The following is a 19,799-nucleotide window of genomic DNA, read 5'->3' on the forward strand; positions in this document are numbered from 1 at the left end:
TCTCAAAAACATATGTGAAAATTTCTTACTTTCCAATTTCGGCTTTATATAAGTTATAGAAAAAATCCCTGAAAGATGAAAGTTCATAGTTCTTTATTCTGGAGTTGGCTACCCACATGTCACTTCTCTGATATACAAAAAGTACAGGTAAGTCGTTATTCAATATTTTGTAGAGTTCCTTGTAAATAGGCTTTCTCTTTTCTGTGCTTATTTCGTTCAGACCTTCTTCGCACAGCTTATCAACTTCGTCATTTTTGTAATTGTAATAGTTTTGAGTTGCGTTTGATTTATATGCATTTGCTAATGAATTATCAGGATCCGGAGTAAGTCCGTTAGCCATAAAATAAGCTTCCAGCTGCTTTTTGGTTGCCTTTTGCTGAAGAGTCGGCCAGTCAAGATTCTCAACAGTAACATCTATCCCCAGCTTTGCATAATCGTCCTTCATAACCGGAACCATGATGTCCGTTACAGGATGAGGGCTCATACAGGAGAACTTGATTTTAAACTCTTTACCATCTTTTTCACGTTTTCCGTTGCTGTTTAGCTTCCAGCCTGCTTCATCCAACAGCTGTCCTGCTTTATCCAGATTATATTCATATGTATTGCAGCCTTCATCGTCGTATGCCCATGATACATTTGACTCAGGTATATTCACGACTCTTGCATATTCACCGTATACCTTTTCTACAACAGCAGCTCTGTTAAGGGCATACATAAGAGCCTGTCGTACTTTTACATCACTGAATTTAGGGTCAGCATCGTTTAATCCCACATATCCGTAACCATTGGTTGCGAATCTGTATATGTCTATAAACCCTGCATCCTTTGCTGCTTTCATATTATCAGGTGAAACATCAGCCATATCTATATCCGTCTCCCCTGCCATGACTCTCTGAAGTTCCTGACCTGTAGGTGTTACTGAAAATATAAGATTTTTAATTTTAGGAGCTCCCTTGAAATAACTCTCGTTAGCTACAAGTTTCAGCTCCTGACCTGCTTTATAATCAACAAATTTATATTGACCTGTACCCATTGGTGCTCCGTTTTTTTCCTTGACCTTCGCAGTATCACCCTTCTTGAAATCTGCACCGTAATACTTCTTTTCAAGTAACGGAACCTGTAATGCATAGATTGCAGGGCCACTGGCTTTGTCAACGGTAATTTGCAGTGTTTTATCATCAATTACCTTTATACCTTCGATTTTATCAGCGCTTCCGTTTTTATATGCATCAAGACCTTTTATGAATGTTTTTGATATATCCGACGGTCCATCATATTTGGGGTCTGCTTCAAGATAATATGCAAACTCCAAATCAGAAGCTGTAGCAGGATTTCCATCCCAGAACTTGACACCGTCTTTGATTTTAAAAGTATATGTGAGTCCGTCATCCGAAACTTTATAATCGGTTGCACCCGGTATTGCCTTACCATCGAAATCAACTTCTATATTGAAATCAAACATGGTATAGATTGCATACCAATCGTAAGCATTATCGCCGTACAAATAATTAAATATTCCTGTTGTATCCGGTAAACCAATAACTAATGTGTCCTTTCTGTCTGTTGCAACTTTAGGACTTTTTCCTACATCAGTAGCGGCAGTATATTCAACGCCGTATTTCTTGTAGCCAAATCCTGTCTGACTAGCCTTTGTTCCTGTTGATGTGCTTAATGACGAGCTCTCGGATGTATCTCCGGGTTCAGATTTACTGGTGCATGCAGGTATTGTCAATATAATTGACAATACAATTGATAATATTGCTAATTTCTTCTTCATTGCAATCCCCCTTTTTTAATGTTAATAGCATTCTGCTTACAAAAAAACACAGATAGTTCTACTACATGGAGCGCCCTTGCTTCCATTTAGAATTAATCCATGTTAATTTCAACATGCATGTTTTGAATCTAGATTGTGGTTTGTAATTATTTGTTATTTTACCATATATTTGTGTGTTTAGCAATTTATAACTGATATTTATAATTATGTTATTATTTTTTACAGTAAGTATTCTTCAAATAATACAATTAAATAAAATTATCAAAAGTTGTTGACAAGATGTAGTATTTAGTGCATAATTTTATTTGTTGCTGAAAACAACATATTGATTTTGGAGGGGTTCCCGAGTGGCCAAAGGGGGCAGACTGTAAATCTGTTGTCTCTGACTTCGATGGTTCGAATCCATCTCCCTCCACCAACAAAGCTCTGTACATTCGCTTTTATGCTGTGTACGGAGTTTTTTCATTATCAACCTTTCTTTAGGAAACATAATACTTTTACATTTTTTATTTTACAAATATATTACAGCTATTGACAGGACTTACTATGCTGTAATAACATATGTTGGTAATGTATTCTTTTATATTACAAATTCGGTGAAAGGAGTGTTTAAAAAATATGTACAATAAAATTAGCGGGGTATTTCATCCATAATTTAATATCGGACCTTTATATAAAGCATTTGTTATTTTGTTTTGCTTTTTAAGGTCAGCACTTAAGTAACCGTCATACAGTTAAATATGTTAAATAAATATATTGAACACGATGCTTGCGTTATCGTGTTTTTTTATTCCTTATTTTTCAAAAATTTCTCATAATACACCCTGTTTTTATGTGACTGTTACTAAAAAATCATTACATTTATATAAGGAGAATTTATCATGCAATCCAAAAACAAAGGTCGATTTAAGATGCTCTATTCATTCATGGAAGGATATAAATGGTTATTTGCTCTTGCTGTGTTGTTTACAATGCTAGCAATAGTATTCAACTACCTGATGCCACAAATAACTAAGATTATTGTTGATTCAGTTATTGGCAATGAGGAGCTGAAACTGCCTAAATTTATTATGAATTTTATCAACAGCCATGGAGGCAGGGATATGCTGAGGAGCAATCTGCTTGCCTGCTCCCTTCTGGCACTGGCACTTGCCGCTTTGTCAGGTTTGTTTACATTACTTTTCAGAATATGTATCGCAAAGGCTTCAGAGGGTACAATCCGTAAAATGAGAAATCACTTGTTCAGTCATATTCAGAGGCTACCCTACAGCTGGCATGTTAAAAACCAGACTGGCGACATAATACAAAGATGTACTTCTGATGTTGAGGTTATAAGAAATTTTATCTCCCAGCAGCTTATAGAAATGATAAGAACTGTTTTTTTAGTAGGCTTCTCTATTACTATCATGTTTACAATGAATATCAGGCTGTCTCTTATAGCACTAGCTTTCTTCCCTATCATTGTGGCATACTCAGCAATTTTCTATAATAAAATTGCTGCCAAGTTCAAGTTTGCTGACGAAGCAGAAGGTGCATTGTCTGCAATGGTACAGGAAAATCTTACCGGAGTACGTGTAGTGCGTGCTTTCGGAAGACAGAACTATGAAATAGAAAACTTTGACACTAAAAATGATCACTTCGCCAACTATTGGATTAAATTGGGCTTTCTTCTAAGTAAATATTGGGGAATCGGGGATTTTGTTTCCGGCCTTCAGGTTGCGCTCATAGTAATCATGGGATCAATTGACGCAGCAAATGGAGTTATTACACTTGGTGAATTTCTTGTATTTGTTTTCTACAATTCCATGTTGATTTGGCCGGTAAGGAACTTCGGACGTATTCTTTCAGAACTTAGTAAAACCAGCGTTTCTCTGAATCGTGTACTTGAAATAGTTGCAGAAGAAGAAGAAAAAGATTGTGAAGATGCTGTGACACCTGAAATGACAGGTGATATTGAGTTTAAGAAGGTCAATTTTGATTATGAAGGTGTTAAGCCGGTACTAAAGGATATTTCATTTAGAATTAAGGCAGGAACCACTTTTGGCATACTGGGAGGTACAGGTTCGGGTAAGTCCACAATAACATACCTTCTGGACAGATTATATAACCTGCCTGAAGATCAGGGTTCAATTGAAATTGGTGGAGTGGATATCAGAAAAATACAGCTTGAACATCTCCGTAAAAATATTGGGTTTGTTCTTCAGGAACCGTTTTTGTTTTCCAAAACTATTAAGGAAAATATAGATATTTTTGAGAATACGGGAGATATGGAGCGAATCCGCTATTGTGCAGATGTTGCTGCCGTAGATGATGCCGTTATGAGCTTTTCCAAGGGGTATAACACTATTGTAGGCGAGCGTGGAGTTACTCTCTCGGGAGGACAGAAGCAAAGAGTCGCTATTGCAAGAATGCTTATGCAGAAGCCACCAATCATGATATTTGACGACTCCCTTTCTGCAGTTGACTCTGAAACAGATGCAAAAATCCGCAGTGCCTTAAAGAATAGTACCGGGCAAAGTACAGTACTTCTGATTTCCCATAGAATTACAACATTAATGCAGGCAGATGTAATCATGGTTCTGGATAACGGTAAAATTTCGGAAATCGGTTCACATACTGAATTACTTGCCAATGACAAAGGTATCTATAAAAAAATATATGAAATACAAAGCAGTCTTGAAACTGAGCTTTCAGATTCAGCTGTTCAAACAGGAGGTGGTAATTAATGGCATATTATGAAGAAGAAGATTACAAAAAACCTTTTTCCATAAAGGTTTGGGGAAATGTTGTTCCCTTTGTAAAGCTTTATAAAAAAGCCTTTGCAATGGCTATGTCATTTTTAATACTTGTTTCTTTGATTGACATTATATATCCGTTTTTTCAACGGTATGCAATAAACAATTTTATAATACCAAAGTCTACTGAAGGAATAGGAAAATTTGCACTGGTAAACACTTCTGTACTACTTGCTCAGGCCTTAGCGGTAATTATTTTTATACGTAATGCAATGACTGTTGAGCTTAATGTATCAAAGTCCATTAGGAAGTCTCTTTTTGTACACTTGCAGAAGCTTTCCTTTACTTATTACAATAAGACTCCCGTGGGCTATATGATGGCCAGGGTTATGAGTGATACCGGAAGGATAGGCCAGATGGTTTCCTGGGGTCTTATTGATTTGCTATGGGCTGTTATTTATGTAATCGGTGTTTTCATAGCAATGCTGTTCCTTAATGTTAAACTGGCCTTGTTGGTAATGACTATTATCCCGTTTATTTCTGTTATAACTATGTACTTTCAGAAAAAGATTCTAAATGTTAACAGAAAAATCAGAAAAATCAATTCAACCATGACAGGTGCTTTTAATGAAGGGATAACCGGAGCGAGAACCTCTAAAACTCTGGTAATTGAGGACAACAACTTGAAGGATTTTTCACAGGTTACAGATAAGTTTTACTCCTCGACTATGCGTGCAACTGTATTGAATGCAGTATTTATACCAATCATTCTATGTTTCAGTGCAACTTCTCTCACAATGGTATTGACCTATGGCGGTTACATAGTAATGAAAAATCCAAGCGAATTAGGTACTCTCTCTGTATTTATTACCTATGCTGTCAGCATTTTTGAGCCAATACAGCAAATAGCCCGTGTATTTGCAGACTTTGTATCTACCCAGGCAAATATAGAACGTGTTACGGGTCTGTTGGAGACAGAGCCTGATATTACGGATACTCCTGAGGTTATTGAAAAATACGGAGATAATTTCAACCCCAAGAAAGAAAACTGGGAACCACTTGTAGGTGATATTGAGTTTAAAAATGTTACCTTTAAATACCCTGACGGTGACGAATATATATTGACGGATTTCAATCTTAAAATACCGGCAGGAACAACAGTTGCAATTGTAGGTGAAACCGGTGCGGGCAAAAGCACTCTGGTTAATCTTGCATGTAGGTTTTTTGAACCAACCTCCGGTGAGATACTCATTGACGGAAGAGATTACAGGGAGCGTTCACAATTGTGGCTACACAATAACATAGGCTATGTGCTTCAAAGCCCCCACCTGTTTTCCGGAACTGTCCGGGAAAATATTCGTTATGGTAAGTTCGACGCCACTGATGAGGAGATAGAAGCCGCCATAAAAATAGTGGCTGCAGACAGTGTTATAAACAGTCTGGAAAACGGTCTTGACACAAACATAGGCGAAGGCGGCGACCGACTGTCTACCGGGGAAAAACAGCTGATTTCATTTGCCCGTGCGGTTATATCAGACCCAAGGATTTTCGTACTCGACGAAGCAACCTCCTCTATTGACACACAGACTGAGCAAATGATTCAGGAAGCAATCATGCATATTCTGAAAAACAGGACATCGTTTTTAATTGCTCACAGGCTTTCTACCATCAAGAAAGCAGATATTATTCTAGTTGTAAAAAACGGTAAGATTATGGAACGTGGAAATCATAGCGAACTGCTTAAACAGAAAGGTTACTATTATTCCCTGTACAAGAAGCAGTTCGAAGATGAGACAGGTGCAGCAGTTTTGAATAATGCATAAATAAAACTTGTAAGTGTTGAACTGTCACGTAAGGACGACAACTTCAAATAAATATGAAGCATAATTCATAGCTTTTGCTAAAATTGTAGGCTCACAGCAATCCTTTTTTCCGTTAAGTGACAGGATGTCACTTTATGCAAAACGCCGAGCACACGATGTGCGAGTCGTTGCAACGCTAAAAAAAGGTGAGCTGTGAGCCGAACTATTTCAAGCAAAGGCTTTGTGTGCAAGCGTTTATTTGAAGCTTGTTCAGGGTAAGCAGGCGACCACCCCCATGCAAGTTAAATCAAGTTGATAATTATCTTCCACCCATTGATAAATTTTATTAATAATTGATATAATACCCATATCAAATGACATGGAGAGAACAAATGAAGGTACTTGGAATAGTTGCAGAATACAACCCTTTTCATAACGGGCATATGTATCATATAGAAGAATCAAAAAAACTCACCGGCTGTGATGCAGTGGTTTGCGTAATGAGCGGTAACTTTATACAAAGAGGTGAACCGGCCATTATTAATAAATTTGCTCGTACTGAAATTGCTCTTGGTAACGGCGTGGATTTAATCATAGAGCTGCCTGCTCCCTTTGCGGTATCAAGTGCAGAGTTTTTTGCATTTGGTGCCGTAAGCATTTTAAACTGTATAGGTATAGTTGATTGTATCTCTTTCGGAAGCGAGTCAGGCGACATTCGTTCTCTTAAAAAATTAGCTAAAATCCTTGTTTCCGAGCCGGAAAGCTATAGGGATGAATTGAAAAAACAGTTGTCCGGAGGGCTGTCTTTCCCTGTTTGCAGACAAAGAGCTTTGGAAAAATATCTTAAACTACAAAATGATTCAAATGAGGATCTCTCCTATTTACTTGAAACCTCTAATAATATACTTGCTTTAGAATATTTAAAGGCTCTTATAAAACTTAATAGCCCCATACAGCCGTGTACTGTAAAAAGGATCTCCAACAGCTATAATACACCGGAGCTTACCGGTAGTATTTCCAGTGCAACTGCTATCAGAAACAGTATTCATGAGAGTGAAATTGTTGCCAGCAGGCAAGCCCTTCCCACACTGGCACTGCAGATTTTGGATAGGGAAATTTCCGCGGGCAGAGGGCCGAACAGCTTGTATTCTTTTGAAAATATAATATTGGCCTTTCTGCGTCACGCCACAACACAAGAGTTGGAAAATATTCAGGACGTTGCAGAGGGCCTTGAGTATAGGATAAAAAATGCCGCAGAAAATTCAGGCTCCTTTGATGACCTGCTTGCCAATATATGCACTAAGCGTTATCCTAAAACACGTATACAGAGAATACTCATTTCTCTCCTTGCCGGAATGAAAAGGGTTGATATGGAGGGATTCATGGGAAGTGGTGGTCCTCAATACGCCAGAATTCTAGGATTTAACGAAAAAGGACGTGAGCTACTGTCCATTATGAAAAAAAAATCAACAATCCCGGTTGTAACTAAGGCATCCCACTACAAATCATCCTCCGACAGTTTGATTTCAAGAATGCTGGAGGTTGAGGCACAGGCAACGGACACGTATGTTCTGGCATATAAAAACCCGGCTTTCAGAAAAGCCGGGCAAGAATTTACTCAAAATATTGTTATTTGCAGGTAAATGAACTTATATTTCCATTATTATAGGCAATATCATTGGTTTACGCTTTGTACGTTCGTAAATACAGTCCTTTAGAGCTTCTCTGATAGCTGACTTTCTTATGGACCAATCTCCCTGATTTTTAGAAGAACTTTTGAATATTGCCTGTTTTGCTATTTCTTTAAGCTGTTCCATTAAATCCTCAGATTCACGGACATATACAAAGCCTCTTGAGATTATGTCAGGGCCTGCCACAACATTTCCGGTATCGCCCTCTATTGTGATTACCACCACTATTAGACCATCCTGTGAAAGGTGCTTTCTGTCCCTTAAAACAACATTTCCTACATCTCCGACACCTAAGCCGTCAACAAGAACCTTTCCTGCTGTAACAGACCCGTTAATTTTTGCGGAGTCATTGGTAAGCTCCAGAACTTTTCCTGTTTCCATTATGAATATTTTCTCTCTTGGCAAACCCATTTTTACGGCAAGCTCAGCGTGCTGTCTAAGATGCCTGTGTTCTCCATGTACCGGCATAAAGAACTTTGGTTTAACTAAGTTATGAATTAGCTTGATTTCTTCCTGACATGCATGTCCTGATACATGGACATCCGCAAGTGCTTCATATATTACCTTTGCACCTTTTTTGAACAACTCATTTATTACCTTTGAAATCAGTTTCTCATTTCCCGGTATTGGGGACGCTGATATAATAACCAGGTCATCCGGAACTATTTCAACTTTTTTATGTTCATTGAATGTAATCCTTGTAAGTGCTGACATAGGCTCGCCCTGACTGCCTGTAGTTATTATTACAAGCTTGTCCCTTGGTACCTTGTCCATGTTGTCAAGATCAATCAGTACTCCTTCCGGCACATTAAGATAACCCAACTCCATTGCAACATTTACAACATTAATCATGCTTCTTCCAAGAACTGTAACCTTACGTCCAAATTTAACTGCTGCGTTGAATATCTGCTGAACCCTGTGAACGTTTGAAGCAAAAGTTGCAACCAGAATCCTGCTTTTACAGTTCATAAATATCTCGTCAAAGGTCTCTCCTACAGTACGCTCTGAAAGTGTATACCCTTCGTTTTCTACATTTGTACTGTCGCACATAAGTAGAAGTACACCCTTCTTGCCTATTTCCGCAAGTCTTGCGAGATCCATTGGCTGTCCCTCAATCGGGGTATAGTCAATTTTAAAATCTCCGGTATGGATTACAGTACCTACAGGTGTAAAAATTGCCAAAGCTACGGCATCGGCAATACTGTGAGTAGATCTTATAAACTCTACCTTAAAAGACCCCAGCTCTACTGTTTGCCCCTGATGAACAGTTTCCATCTGGACAATATCAAGAAGTCCATGTTCTTCAAGTTTGCACTTTATCAAACCAAGAGTAAGCTTTGTTCCATATATAGGCACATTTAGTTCTCTCAATACATATGGTAGCGCACCTATATGGTCCTCATGACCATGTGTCAGAACAATTCCTCTAACTTTTTCTTTATTTTTAACCAGATACGTAACATCAGGTATTACCAGGTCTATACCCAGCATTTCATCCTCAGGAAATGAAAGACCGCAATCAACAACCAGAATGTCATCTCCATATTCAAAAGCAGTTATGTTTTTCCCTATTTCCTGTAATCCGCCAAGTGGTATTACTTTTAATTTCTTTTTACTCTTTGACACAATTAAACCTCCAATTTTAACTAAATAATAAAATCAATCCCTATTTGAGCTGTTATATTGAGAAATAACATAGTTATATTCATGTAAAATTTGCTCCGTTATTCTATTCCAATTATAAAGCCTATGTACATTTTCCAATGCATTAATACTAATCTGTTTTGCTAAATTATCATCACAAAGCAGTTCAAGGATACAGTCTGCCAGAGAATTGGAATTTCCGCTGTAAAATTTCATTCCGTTCACCCTGTGATCCACTATTTCCCTTAACCCTCCGGTATCCGATACCACTACTGGAATGCCTGCAACCATTCCTTCAAGTGCTACAATTCCAAAAGGTTCATAGGTACTTGGAAAAACTGCAATATCTGAACATTTGTATAACTTCTGTAAAACCTCCTCACCTACAAAACCGGTAAAATAAACTCTGTTTTGAATTTTAAGATTACGGCTTTGTTCAATTAAACTATTTAAACACGGTCCTTTGCCCGCAATTACAAACTTAACATCATTATAACTTCTTATAATTTTAGGTATTGCATTTAATAGCACATGCACTCCCTTTTCACTTACAAGTCTTCCCACAAAAAATACTATTTTTTCATTAGGGGCAGCATAATTATTTCTGAATTCACTATCACATTCTATGTTATCGAATTTGCCCAGCTCGATTCCATTACTTATTACACTTATTTTGTCCCCAGTTATATTAAATATAGATTTAATTTCTTCTTTCATATATTTACTATTTACTACTAATTTTCCCGATTCTTCAGAAAGCATTACTTCAACATCGTTGATTGCTTTTTGCATATCAGAGTAAATTCCGTTGTTTCTACCAAATTCTGTTGCATGAATGGTCGAAACCAACGGAATTGAAAAGGAGTTTTTTAAAACTTTTGCTGCATAAGCAACAAGCCAGTCATGCGCATGAATAATGTCAAATTTGCTTTCCCGTAAAAGCCTGACTGCTGATTCAAGCATTGCGAAGTTCAGCTGCAAAACCCATTCTATAAAGTTTGTTGTAGAAACCTCACTGACATGGACTCTATGTACAGTTACATTACTTTCAATTTCAAAATCCGGGGTACCTTCTTCCCAGCACGTAACAACGTGAACCTGATTACCGCAATGACCTAACTTATGTGCCAAATCATGCACTACTCTTGAAATACCTCCGATTATCCTTGGCGGGTATTCCCATGAAAGCATTAATATTTTCATAAATATTCCTCATTTTCAATGAAGATATATAATGTATATACATAAAATTACAAATAACCTATACTATTTTATCATAATGGTATATCTTTTTCAAAATAAACATTTTATGCTATATTTTAAATTTATTCCTAAAAAGTAATTGACACTATATTAGAATAAAACTATAATATTATTACCAATATACACAGTCTCTTTTGTTTTCCCCGGACGGATAACAAAGAAGATTACTTAAAAAAACAGAAGTTTTATAACTTCTGTTTTTTTGTTTTATACAGAATAAAGTTATTCGTACACATGAAAAAAGTATTTCAGTTTGATTAAAACCAAACTGAAATACTTTTGGCTGCGGGTCAAGGGCTCGAACCCTGACAAACTGAACCAGAATCAGTCGTGCTACCATTACACAAACCCGCATCGCTCATCGACAAGTGGTATTGTAGCACATCCCGAATATTTATGTCAATACATTTTTCACTATTTTTTTATTTTTTACTTACTAATTTTAATACTTTATTTCAGATAAAATATTTACCAAAATTTAACGCTAACATAATCATATTTAAAAGCTCTACTCATATAATTATATTAAGCATTTGTAAATTTCCTATTTAAAGGCTTAAGAATAACAAGGCCTTTTTTTTTACATTTCTACTATATCCCCTGTTGAGAATAAATAAATGTATCTTTCCTTAACCCGTTTTAAGGTTAACATTTCTAAAGCTCTTGAATAATAAGAAATTTGCAGTTTGTACTTTTCCTTCATGACCTCAATGTCACCGTTAGGAACATAATCCGTTTTATAATCAATAAGAACGATATTATCCTCCTCTTCAAAATAGCAGTCAACAACACCCTGAAGCAGTATTTTGTCCTCATAGCCGCTCACACCAGGCAACTGAGGGTAGATTTCCTTATAAGGCAATTCAATGTTAAAGGGAACCTCTCTGTGTATCTTACCGGACTCGAGCATCCTTTTCCCTACGGTTGAATTAATAAAGGCATATATTTTTCTGATATCAATATTTTTTGCCTGAACTTCAGTTAAAAGTTCTTTTTTAACCATCAATTCAATTTGTCCGGCAATATCTTCATTACGGAAATCCACATGCTGCATTACAAAATGCATGGCAGTTCCCTTCTCTGCCGGACTCAGTCCTTTCTTTTTCTCCAGAAATGCAGGTTTTTTTATGGTAGTAGTTTTGTATTCCTGCTGACTATTTTCTTCATCGTTATTAAGATTAAAATACCTTTTTAGCTCTGTTACTGATATTTTAGAGGGTATTTGAGCAAAATCGCTGTAAGTATATTTCCAGCCTAAACGGCGATGAATCTCACTAGCATCTTCTCTATCGCAATTATCCTTTTGCTGAAGCCAATTTAATATGTCTTCCCTGTCCTTGATATCTGCTTCGAGCTTCTTTGCCACAGCAATATCCGACTGATTGGTAAGTATTATTTCCCAGAATGAGTCATCTGAAATAGTAGGCCCGTTATAATCCACACCAAGGCCTGCTGCTTTTCTTAAAATTTCAGAATCCTTGTGTCTCATAATGGATGGGCATATCCAATCCAGATAATTCTGTGCCTTAAGCATATTATTGGCTGGGAACTTATTACCGTTGCTCTGTGCTGTACCCAACCATTTTAATGCAGATTTTTCAATATTATTTACCGACCCGGTAATTATCAGCTTTTCTCTTGCTCTTGTCATTGCTACATAGAGTATTCTCATTTCCTCCGACAAGGTTTCAACTCTTATTTTCTGCGCAATTGCCTGCTTTGGAATCGAAGGATACTTTATTCTCTTTTTATAATCAACAAAATCAGGCCCAAAGCCCAGTTCCTGATGCAGTAAAACACTTTTATACATATCCTGCATATTGAACTTTTTCCCGCAGCCGCACAAAAACACAACGGGGAATTCCAATCCTTTGCTCTTGTGAATGCTCATTAGCCTGACAACGTTATCGTTTTCTCCAAGAACCTTTGCACTTCCCATATCTCCCTTGTTTGTTTTTAGCTTATCTATAAAACTTATAAAATTAAAAAGCCCGTTGTAGCTTGTATTTTCAAACTGTAAAGCACGTTCAAACAGTATTTTCAGGTTTGCTTGTTTCCTTTCACCGTCCTGCATTGCTCCTACTATACTGAAATAGCCTGTCTCGTCATAGAGCTGCCAAATGAGTTTGTGAGTTGACATATAGAGTGACATTTCTCTCCATTTTGCAAGCTTTTGCAGAAATTCAGAGGATTTCTTTGATACCTCTGTGTCCTGCACTGCTATTTTTTTAAGTGCTTCAAATATGGAAGCGTTACGGTTCATTAGGCGTACTTCTGCCAAATCACCTGTACTGAAATTTACTATTGGTGATCTTAATACTGACAGCAAAGGAATATCCTGATAAGGATTATCAATTATTTGAAGCAGGGACAATATTACCTGTATTTCCGGTGTCTTAAAAAATCCGCTTCCTGTATCTGCAAAAACAGGTATATCCGACTTGGCAAGTTCTTCTGAAAACACTTCCGTCCAATTTCTGGTGGTTCTCAGCAATATTACTATGTCATTAAACCTAACATCCCTGTAATCCCCTAGTTTTTTATCGAATACAACAAACTTCTTTCCCTCTGCGTCAGGTTGAAATAGCTCAATTATCCTGTTTGCAACCATTCTGGCTTCCTTTTGAATATTATCAAGTATTTCATCTTCTTCCTGGGAATCTTGTTCGTCCACCGGTTCACTACTTTCTGCTTGCATGCTGTTATCCACAGCAGAGGTTTCTATAAGATGCAGCTCTATAGGCCCTCCAACTACTTTTTTTTCATTTTGGCGTGGTGGAAAGCCTGCTCCTGGATTCAGCTCTTCTATTTCATTGTAATCAAGCTCTCCCACCTTTTGAGACATTATCTGCTTAAAGATGTAGTTGATACCGTCAACAACATCCTTCCTGCTTCGGAAATTCTTAAACAACAGTATTTTTCTATAGCTGCTGCCTTCATCAATTGAGTAATTATTATATTTTGCAAGAAAGAGTTCCGGTTTAGCCTGTCTGAACCTGTATATGCTTTGTTTTACATCTCCCACCATAAAAACATTAGGGCTTCCTTTATCCTCTTTTGAAATCATATTAATTATGATTTCCTGAACTAAATTGCTGTCCTGATATTCATCTACCAATATTTCAGTAAATTTATCCTTGTAATACTTAGCAATTTTTGTAGGACGTATGTTTCCGCCCTCATCAGTTTCCGCTAAAATATTGAGGCAAAAATGCTCAAGGTCGTTGAAATCAACAGAAGCTCTCTGATTCTTTTTCTGTGAATATCGTCTCCCAAAATCCATAACCAACCTTGAAACACATTTCAGTATTGGGTACATGTCCCTAAGGTCAGAAGCTATTTCATCCGACTTCATGAAAAAAACTTCATTTCTAAGCCCAGTAATTACAGCCTTTAACTCGTCCCTTGTTTTCTTTACACTTTCCTGCACTGTTTTTTCTGCATCCTTTCCGCATCTGGGCAGGGTCTGAAATTCAAAACTATTGATATAATCGTACAGTTTGTCCCATTGCACTCCGGTTTTACATACTTCAATAAGCCTATTCAAGTTATCGTTATCCTCAACAAAAACAGGCAGATATTTTTCCAGACCTGGTGCGTATTTGATTTTTTCACATGCTTCATTCATAATATCTCTGAGGCCTTCAAGCCTCATAAAACCGGTTTCCAGAAGAATTCTACCCCAGGGTGTTTCTCCAAAGTCGTTGGTCTCGAAATTATAATTTTCCACTTGTTGTTCAAGCCATTTTTCCGGCCAAGGATAACTCTGGACGAAGCTGTAAATATTGAGAACCATATCTTGAATCTTCTCATCATCTCTGTTTCCCCCATAGGACTCTAACAGGTCAAAAAAATCTTCGTTTTCCTCAACATTTTCGTAAATTTCTTCAAACAACTCACTCAAGGTCTCCGATTTTAATAGAGTAGCTTCCGTCTCGTCAAGTATCTTGAAAGCCGGGTCTATTTCAATACTCTGAAAGTTGCTTCTTATAACCTCCAGACAAAACGAATGAATTGTAGTAATGGAAGCCTTATTTAGAAGTATAAGTTGTCTTGAAATATTTTTTGAACCTTGATTTTTTTCTATTGCGTCGGAAATTGCCGCCCCTATTCTTTCTCTCATTTCAGTAGCTGCAGCATTTGTAAAAGTTACTACCAGCAATGAATCTATATCCACAGGGGTTTCTTCATCAGTTATTTTCCTTATTATCCTTTCAACAAGTACGGCGGTCTTGCCTGCACCGGCCGCCGCAGCCACAAGCAGGTTGCAGTCCTTTTTAGTTATGGCGGCGTATTGTTCTTGTGTCCACTTAGTTTCAGACATGTATTGTTCCCCTTTACTTACATTCATTAATTATCTTTTGAGTTTATTCCATCCATAAGTTTCCATATATCATCATCTTCTCTGTCATGCAGCATCCTGAAGCTGTTCTCCTTTTGGGTTTGATCAAACTGGCATACTGATGAATAATTGCAGTAGCTGCAAGAAGTTAACTTCTTTTTTTTGTATGGACTTATGGGAACATTCCCCTTCATAAGTTCGCTGCACATATCTTTCAAAATCTGCTTTACGAAACCTCTTAATACTGTAAATTGTTCTATGGTAGCAGCAGATGATTTTCCTAAAACATCTCCTTTATTTATCCTTGCAGGAATAATGATAGAGTTCCCTTCTATTGTATTGTCCATATATTTAATAAGCTGGACATCAGCAAGGAGCAACCCCTTCATTTTTAGCTTCTTCATTATGGCTGCTTCTATTTCTTCCGGTGAACTGCTGCCCGTACCCCTTATCATTGGATCATCAACCCGGAAATACAGAATTCCTCCCGGCAAGGCCTTTTCTCCACTCTTTTCGGAGTGTTCCCATAATGCATCCAAGTAGGTAATAAGCTGCATTTGAAGGCCATAATAAACATCACTGAGTTTAAAATCCTTTTCACCGGATTTATAGTCTACTATTCTTAAATATGTTCCGTTATCAGTACTCAAAGTATCGATTCTGTCAATTCTGCCAACAAGTTTTATCTTTTCACCTGTATCCAATTCAATGACTATGGGAGGATATGCTCCACCCTCTCCGAATTCCACCTCATAACCCACAGGTTCAAAACTGCTCCGCCGTATATGCTCTGAAATAAGCCATACAGCTCTTGTAACAACTCGTTTCAGTCTTACTGCAAGAGCTTTAAACCTTTTTGAGCCCCCAAGTATGGTATTTTTCATACTGGCCAAAAGCTCATCTACTATTTTTGAAATCTCATCACTACACCATTGTCTGTCAAATTCCCTCCAGGAATAGTTGTTTTCATCTACCATTTTTGAAAATCTTTCAATGACTGCATGCATAAAGGTTCCGACATCCGGTGGACTCAGCCGGTATATCTTTCTTTCTCTTGCCCCCAGACCGTATTGCACATAAAATGCAAATGGGCATGAAGTGTACTTTTCCAGTCTTGAAACTGTAAAATAAGGATTTTTTCCGTACAACTCTCGCATTTTTGACTTATCAACGGGGACAGCTATGTTTCTGTATTTCAATGCATTTATCATTGCAGCACACTTTTGCTTCCATTCTTCCTGATCTGAAAACCATGCAAATAATTCCTTCCACATGTCTCCCGGCTCTATTCCCTCATTTTTCTGCCTAAGAATAGAAACCAACTGATTAAACGCTGGTACAGGTGATGCTAATAAATCAATGTTCTGCTTGTCCTCAGCAGGTTTTAAAATATTATTTTTTTCGATGATATTTGGAAATATCTTTCGCATCCTTGATATTATTATGGAAGGACGCATTGTTCTTCCCTCATGGTCGGCAATAGGCCAGCTTATTCTCAAAAAGTTTTTCGGTGTGGTCAATGTTCTATATATAAGGTACTGCTCGTCAAAAGCTCTGGATTTTGTATCGCTGGCCAGTTCAATACCGCTTTTATTAAGTATTTCCCTATCGGCATCCGACAAAATCCCCTCGCTTATCCCTGCGGATGGAAATACTCCGTCGTTGGTTCCAAGAATGTACAGAGCTTTTATTTCGTGGCTTCTTAGATGCTCGATACTGCCTATCAAAACCTGGTCAAGGGATGCCGGAATAGATGAAATCTTGTATTCTGCCAGTCCTATTTTGAATACATTGGCAAACTTTTCAATTCCAAAGGTTTCATCTCCCATTACTTCTACAACCTGATCAAAAACATCCATTAGTATGTTCCACACCTGCTGATATTCCCCTGCAAGCCTTAACTGTCCACTTTGGGTAAAGCTGTCTATATAATCACGAATTCTTTCTTCTACACCGATTTCAACCAGATACTCATAAATTCCGGTGCAAAAATCTTCCGCAGTTCTTCTTCCCTTTGTCCTGTTTCGAAAACGTAAAAGAGGCTCCCTTATTTCGTTTCTAGTCATATTTACCTTTAAGAGCATTTCATCATTTTCAGGATTCTGGCTATCGTCAGGCCTGAATTCAATACTTGTATTCCAGTTTGGCTCCTGAGTCCAACGGCTGCCCCTGATACCGCAGGCCAGAACGTAGTTTTCCAGTAGGTCTATCTTTGTATCATCTATTCCCGTAAGCCCTGACTTGAGATATCTGAAAACCGCTTCATAGGACCAATTTTCAGTAAATATCTCCAGCATTGAAAGAACCATCCTAACCAACGGATGATTTGTTATTTCGGTTTTTGAATCTATAAAACAAGGTATGTTGTACTGGTCAAAAATTACCTCTATAAGATGTTCATATCCTGTAAGATTTCTTGTGGCGACGGTTATGTCCTTAAACTGCATACCATTGTCACGGCACTGCCTGATTATATCCCTTGCACATTCTTCGATTTCAGTATAAATATTTACCGATTCAAAAAGCTCTATATCTGTTGTTGGCTGCTGATAAACCCTATAAGGATAGGAAAAGTAATTTGCTTCAAGACTCTGCAGTTCTCTGCTGTCTTTAAACCTGGGCAGTTTTGCCGTATTCAGACCCATAGGCGGAAGTATATTAACACCACATGATTCCGCAATACTTACAAATTTTTTGCAGGATTTTTTTACTGCTGCAAAAACATCCGTTGAATCTGACTGCGCCTCGTCAAAAAGGATATCGGTACACATAGTTATGTAAACATTCTCCGCCTGTTGAATAAGCTTCGATATTACATCAACCTCCTGAGGAGTAAATCCAGCAAAGCCGTCAATCCATATCTCCGATTGATTATACATTTCTGTCGATTCGAGTTTAGAAGCCAGTAAAGTCAGTTCATCATCCGTATCTCTGTAGCGACTTTCCAGCATATTGTCAAACTCACTGTAAATAAGCTTTATTTCCTTTAGCTTATGTAAAAGATAATTGTCGTCGGTAAGTTCTTCTAAAACTTCATCGAAGCTTTCAGCCCTTACGTTATATCTTTTGAGCTCGGTTATAAGTGTTGATAAAGTATTTACAAATCCTTTGCAATTGGCAGATTTGTGAAATATAGTAAATTGTTCTTTTAATCTCTCCAGAATACGATATATAATCATACTCTTTCCGGCAGGATGTATATGCGGATATGTAATTCCACCAACCTCGTTCATAACCCTGTAGGCCATTCTTCTGAAGCTCAACACCTCAGTATTTAAAATTCCTCCTGTTCCGAGAACCTTTATCAAGTCACGTTCCGCCTGTAATGTATACTGCTCAGGTACAAGCAGGACAAGTTTCTTATTAATATCCTTATTCTGTTTCGTTTTTATTGAATTCAGGCAATGGAAGGATTTCCCTGAACCTGCCCTTCCATATATAAATTGAAGACTCATAGCTTCATCCTTTTCTTATGTATTTTAACAAGTAGTTTTTATGTCTTCTACGGTCTGCACCGGCTCTTTAATTATAAATCCTGTAATAAAGTAAAATAAAATACCTGTAATTATTACTGAAATGAGATTACCTGCGGAGTTAAAAGCTGATGTGTAAAACACGGTATTTGTGGAAAGTACATTATCAGGATAGCTCATAATTAAAAATCCTATCAGATTGTTTACCGCATGAGCCCCTATTGCTGCCTCCAAAGAGTTTGTTTTTATTGTAATCATAGCTAAAATCATTCCAACCACGAAATAATTCAAAATCATGCATATAGTACTTAAAACACCTATTTTGCTTGAAGCAGTTACTTCAGGGTTCATTAGATGCGGAAGCGTGAACATAAAGCCCGAAATAGCCGAAAGTAGCATACCGTTTTTTATTTTAAGTCCAAAGCTCTGGATTACATATCCCCTGAAAACAAATTCTTCTGTAGCCGCCTGTATAGGTGTCATTATAAGGATGAAAGGCAAAGCTATCCAAAATTTTGACCCATCAAAACTAAATGTATAGGTTTCAGGTGATAAGAAATAATCAATTACAGACCCGGCAGCAATAAGACCGCCGTACACTAAAAAGCCTATCCAGAATCTGCTCCACTGCATTTTTGTTTTCGTTGTTATAAGTGAAGTAAATGTCCTGTAATGTATAAACTTTGTTGCAATAATCAATCCCGCTAACATAAGGTATATTGTAAAATTGGTAAATATGTAATTGGTAAAAGGGTTTACATATTTATCCATAAATGCATAAACATCAGTTGAAAATGTTAAATCAAAAATAGCATCCTTATTTTTGAATAAAGCATATACTATCGGTATTGAGCCTATAAAGCTTCCGATAAAAAAATAAAAGTATAGTATAACTGAAACAGATGCTACAAATCTCGATGGCTTAGTATTACCTGTCATGGCCATATCCTGATATTTAATTGACATGTCAGTCCTCCAACATTTTATATTCAAGCAGTTATAGTTTTAATTATACTATTTTTTTATTTTTATTAAAATCCTTTAATCCAATATGTAAAAAAGCAACAGTCAA

The 19,799-nt window shown here is 37.2% G+C and carries 9 protein-coding genes and 2 tRNA genes; 4 read left to right on the forward strand and 7 right to left on the reverse strand.

Annotated features, from left to right (window positions below):
- Positions 1–25 precede the first annotated feature (25 nt).
- Positions 26–1,777, reverse strand: a complete 1,752-nt coding sequence (locus CLO1100_RS10080) for an ABC transporter substrate-binding protein (protein WP_014313651.1) — start codon at positions 1,775–1,777, stop codon at positions 26–28.
- 333 nt (positions 1,778–2,110) lie between these two features.
- On the opposite strand from CLO1100_RS10080, the gene CLO1100_RS10085 reads away from it, so the two are divergent.
- The 4 genes from CLO1100_RS10085 (at position 2,111) to CLO1100_RS10100 (ending at position 7,957) form a co-directional block, all read left to right on the forward strand.
- Positions 2,111–2,195: transfer RNA gene (locus CLO1100_RS10085), tRNA-Tyr, on the forward strand.
- A 463-nt stretch (positions 2,196–2,658) separates the two neighbouring features.
- A complete protein-coding gene (locus CLO1100_RS10090) occupies positions 2,659–4,503 on the forward strand; it encodes an ABC transporter ATP-binding protein (RefSeq protein ID WP_014313652.1) in 1,845 nt (614 codons plus the stop codon).
- Positions 4,503–6,335, forward strand: a complete 1,833-nt coding sequence (locus tag CLO1100_RS10095) for an ABC transporter ATP-binding protein (protein ID WP_014313653.1) — start codon at positions 4,503–4,505, stop codon at positions 6,333–6,335. The genes CLO1100_RS10090 and CLO1100_RS10095 overlap by 1 nt, the downstream gene beginning before the upstream one ends.
- Before the next feature lie 371 nt (positions 6,336–6,706).
- On the forward strand, positions 6,707–7,957 hold the full coding sequence (locus CLO1100_RS10100; protein WP_014313654.1) for a nucleotidyltransferase: 1,251 nt from the start codon (positions 6,707–6,709) through the stop codon (positions 7,955–7,957).
- A gap of 6 nt (positions 7,958–7,963) precedes the next feature.
- Here CLO1100_RS10100 and CLO1100_RS10105 read toward each other — a convergent pair whose 3' ends face one another.
- From CLO1100_RS10105 to CLO1100_RS10130, 6 genes are all read right to left on the reverse strand, one after another.
- Positions 7,964–9,631, reverse strand: a complete 1,668-nt coding sequence (locus CLO1100_RS10105; RefSeq protein WP_014313655.1) for a ribonuclease J — start codon at positions 9,629–9,631, stop codon at positions 7,964–7,966.
- Positions 9,632–9,664: 33 nt separating this feature from the next.
- Positions 9,665–10,852, reverse strand: coding sequence for a glycosyltransferase family 4 protein (locus CLO1100_RS10110; protein WP_014313656.1), 1,188 nt, complete (start codon positions 10,850–10,852; stop codon positions 9,665–9,667).
- 340 nt (positions 10,853–11,192) lie between these two features.
- Positions 11,193–11,266 (reverse strand) — tRNA-Gln (locus tag CLO1100_RS10115).
- A 226-nt stretch (positions 11,267–11,492) separates the two neighbouring features.
- Positions 11,493–15,236 carry a helicase-exonuclease AddAB subunit AddA gene (addA, locus tag CLO1100_RS10120; protein ID WP_041700211.1) on the reverse strand — a complete coding sequence of 1,248 codons (3,744 nt, stop codon included), beginning with the start codon at positions 15,234–15,236 and terminating at the stop codon, positions 11,493–11,495.
- 26 nt (positions 15,237–15,262) lie between these two features.
- Positions 15,263–18,709 (reverse strand): helicase-exonuclease AddAB subunit AddB, encoded by a 3,447-nt coding sequence (gene addB, locus CLO1100_RS10125; RefSeq protein ID WP_014313658.1) that lies wholly within the window; start codon positions 18,707–18,709, stop codon positions 15,263–15,265.
- A 24-nt stretch (positions 18,710–18,733) separates the two neighbouring features.
- The gene (locus CLO1100_RS10130) at positions 18,734–19,693 is read right to left on the reverse strand and encodes a type II CAAX endopeptidase family protein (RefSeq protein WP_014313659.1); all 960 of its coding nucleotides are present in this window, start codon (positions 19,691–19,693) and stop codon (positions 18,734–18,736) included.
- Between the last annotated feature and the right edge of the window lie 106 nt (positions 19,694–19,799).

Source organism: Clostridium sp. BNL1100, from assembly GCF_000244875.1.
Lineage (GTDB): Bacteria > Bacillota > Clostridia > Acetivibrionales > DSM-1351 > Ruminiclostridium.